Raw genomic sequence first — 3,372 nt, 5'->3', positions numbered from 1 at the left:
GGGGCCGGGCGCGGGGTCACTCATCGGCGAGTCCCCAGACGTCCAGCGTGCGGCCGCCGCCCGGCCGCGGCCGCACCTGCCCGCGGACCCTGAACACCTCGGCCAGGAGGGCGGGATCGAGCACCTCCTCGGGCGCACCGGTCGCCACCACCCGGCCCTCGTCGAGGACCACCATCGCGTCGCAGTACTCGGTGGCCATCCGGAGGTCGTGGAGCGTCAGCAGGACCGCCAACCCGCCGGCCGCCAGCTCCCGCAGCAGCGCCAGGACCGAGAGCTGCTGGTGCAGGTCGAGGTGGTTGGTGGGCTCGTCCAGCAGGAGCACCTCCGGCTGCTGCGCCAACGCGCGGGCGATCGACACCCGCTGCCGTTCGCCCCCCGACAGGGCCAGGACGTCGCGGGCCGCCAACCCGGCCAACCCCACACGGTCGAGCACGGTGTCCACCACCTCGGCGTCGTCGGTCCCGAACGGCTCGAACAGCCCGCGTGCCACCGTCCGGCCCAGTCGCACCGACTCCCGGACCGTGATGCCACCCAACGAGACCGGCTCCTGGGTGCTCACGCCCACCGTCCGCGCCAGGGCCCGCCGGCGGAGCGAGGTGATGTCATCGCCGTCGAGGCGCACCAGTCCGGCGGTCGTGGGCAGGGCCCGGTAACAGGTGCGCAGCAGGGTCGTCTTGCCACTGCCGTTGGGGCCCACCAGCGCGGTGACCCGGCCGGGTGCGATGGTCAGGTCCACCCCCTCGAGGATCCGGCGACCCCCGAGGTCGGTGGAGACGTCGGCCGCGGTCAGTGTGGTCACGTCGCCGACCTTCCGTAGCGCCGCCACAGCATGATCAGGAACACCGGACCCCCCACGATCCCCGTGACGACGCCCACCGGGAGCTCGGCACCGTCGCTGACGGACCGGGCCGCGATGTCGGCCAGCACCAGGGCCACCGCCCCGAGCACCGCGGCCGTCGGCAGTAACCGGGCCGACGTGCGCCCGGTGACGTACCCGGCGAGATGCGGGATGAGCAGTCCGATGAACCCGATGGTCCCGGAGACCGCCACCGCCCCCGCGGTGAGCATCGAGACCAGCAACAACATGAGCAGCCGGAACCGCGGGACGTTCATGCCCATGGCCGTGGCGCCGTCGTCGCCGGTCAGGAGGAGGTCCAGGTGGCGGCTGGACAGCATCACCAGGACGCCCGCGACAGCGAGGATCGAGACCGGGGCCAGGAGCATGGTCCACCCGGCGTCACCGAACCCGCCGGCCAGCCAGCGCATGACGGTGCCCAGTTGGTGGTCGTCGCCCAACACCAACAGCGTGAACGTGTTGAGCGCGCCGAACATCATCGTCAGGGCCGCCCCCACCAGCACGATCGCCGTGGTGTCGTGCGCGCGACGGGCCACCAGGACCACCCCGGCCAGTGGCAGCAGGGCGCCGAGGAAAGCGGCCATCGGGAGCGTGAAGACGCCCCACATCCCGGCACCCACGCCCAGGACGGTCAGGACGACGACGCCGAAACCGGCCCCGGACGACACCCCCAGCAGGTACGGGTCGGCCAGTGGGTTGCGCGTGACAGCCTGGGCGACGCCTCCCGCCACCGCGAGGGACGCGCCCACCGCCGCCGCCATGAGCGACCTCGGCAGCCGGGACTCGATCACGATCGCCTCGCGGGCCTCGGACCACCACGGGGTGAAGGACCCCGGGGCCACGCGGTGGGCGACGATCGCCCAGACGTCACCGAGGGGGATGGACACCGACCCCAGAGAGACCCCCACCGCCACGGCCAGGGCGAGAAGCCCCAGCAGCGGAGCGAGGACCAGTCCGAGTGGCCGCCTGTCGCGGCGCGGGCCGGTCTCGCGGCCCGGGCTGGTGGTGCGGAACGGGCTCGTGGCGCGGAACGGTGACGGGAGGCGGGACGACGCCGAGGGGCGGCTCGGAGCCGGTGTCACCGCATCGCCCGCGCCACCGCCACGGTCGTGGACGACCGTCGCCACGTCAGCCACCGAAGGCGTCGGGGTGGAGCTCGCGGGCGATCGTCTCCACCGAGGTCGCCATCCGCGAACTCTCGAAGAAGTCGGCCAGGGGGACCACCACGATGCGGTCGTCGCGGATCGCCGGCGTGGTGGCCATGATGGGCTGGTTGCGCAGGTACTCGATCTTGTCCTCGGCGCTGGTGGCCCCGTAGTCGAGCACGACGATCGCCTCCGGTCGGCGTTCGCCGAGGATCTCCCACGTGGTCTTGAGGTAGGGCCGGTCGCCCTCGATGAAGATGTTGTCGGCTCCCGCGTACTCGCCGATCAGCTGGCCGATGCCGACGCCGCCGATCGTCATGGGCTCCGCCTCACCGCTGTCGTAGAAGAACGTCGGGGTCCCCGTCACCCCGGCCTCGTCCAGGGTGGCGCGGACCGACTCGATCCGGTCGACGATGCGGTCGGTGAGCTGCTGCGCACCCTCCTCGACGCCGAGGACCCGGCCCAGCTGGGAGAAGTCGGTCTCGAGCATGGAGACGTCCGGGAAACCGTCGCCGCAGTACTCGGAGAACAGGAAGGTGTCGATGCCCGCCGCGTCGAGCGCGTCCCGGCTCCGGCCCTCCTTCTCGTCGAACGCGCTGCGCATGCCGGCCACCACGAGGTCGGGTTCCAGATCGACGATCTGCTCCCAGCTGGGGTACTCCTCGGCCAACCCGGGAATCGCCTCGAGTTCCTCGGCGACCTCCGGCAGGACGTCCTCGCGATCGGCATAGCCCCGGCCGACGATCCGATCCCCCGCACCCATCTGGATGAGGGTCTCCGTGACGTGGGCGTTCATCGTGATGATGCGCTCGGGCGGGGCGTCGAACGTGGACTCACGCTCGCAGTTGGTGATGGTCACCGGCTCGGCGAACGCCTCATTCGAGGTGGCGCTCTCCTGAGCCTCGCCGCGGGAGCAGCCCGCGACGACGACGCCCGTGACGAGCAGCGCGGCGAGCGCCGTGGTGGACCTGGACTGGCGACGGAACATGATCAGACCTCGGATCGTGTCGTGTGCCCACGAACACACGAGACCCGCAGGTGGGCGACCGTCGACACCGGCCGCCGACCGTGCAGGACTCCGGATCGCAGACCGCGGCGATGGACAGAGTCGCGTACCTCCGGGCAGGTAATCGGGCTCGTCGTCACCGAGGTGACGGCACACCGTTGCGGGTCAGCGCCGGATTCTCACCGGTCTTCCCCTGCGTATCCGGAGATCAGCAAGTCGTGGTGACAGTATGCACATCCGCCTCGACGGCCGCGGGGGCACCTCCCCGGAACACCCACGGGGGGGGCCGCCGCTGCGGAACCGGATACCGGGCGCGGTGGCATCGGGCGGAGGGCGCGCGGGCTGCGGGCTGCGCGCTGCGGGGC

At 72.0% G+C, this 3,372-nt stretch carries 3 protein-coding genes and 1 riboswitch; all 3 genes read right to left on the bottom strand.

Going from position 1 to position 3,372, the window contains the following annotated elements; translation table 11 throughout:
* Positions 1-16: 16 nt before the first annotated feature.
* The 3 genes from G6031_RS18425 to G6031_RS18415 all read right to left on the bottom strand — a co-directional run bounded on the left by G6031_RS18425 (position 17) and on the right by G6031_RS18415 (position 2,989).
* Complete coding sequence (locus G6031_RS18425; protein WP_182654069.1) at positions 17-799, bottom strand: ATP-binding cassette domain-containing protein; 783 nt, start codon at positions 797-799, stop codon at positions 17-19.
* Positions 796-1,809, bottom strand: a complete 1,014-nt coding sequence (locus G6031_RS18420) for an iron ABC transporter permease (protein ID WP_179526065.1) — start codon at positions 1,807-1,809, stop codon at positions 796-798. Before G6031_RS18420 ends, G6031_RS18425 begins: the two co-directional genes overlap by 4 nt.
* A 175-nt stretch (positions 1,810-1,984) precedes the next feature.
* Complete coding sequence (locus tag G6031_RS18415) at positions 1,985-2,989, bottom strand: ABC transporter substrate-binding protein (protein WP_182654068.1); 1,005 nt, start codon at positions 2,987-2,989, stop codon at positions 1,985-1,987.
* A gap of 115 nt (positions 2,990-3,104) precedes the next feature.
* Positions 3,105-3,238, bottom strand: a riboswitch (cobalamin riboswitch).
* Positions 3,239-3,372: the final 134 nt, after the last annotated feature.

It is taken from the genome of Dietzia sp. CQ4, assembly GCF_014145125.1.
Taxonomy (GTDB): domain Bacteria; phylum Actinomycetota; class Actinomycetes; order Mycobacteriales; family Mycobacteriaceae; genus Dietzia; species Dietzia natronolimnaea.
Note: the sequence above shows the minus strand (reverse complement) of the source record. Positions and strands in the feature narration are given on the sequence as shown.

Coding starts and splice junctions, on each gene's coding strand:
- G6031_RS18415 (WP_182654068.1), bottom strand. CDS start 2,989: ATGTTCCGTCGCCAGTCCAGGTCCACCACGGCGCTCGCCGCGCTGCTC.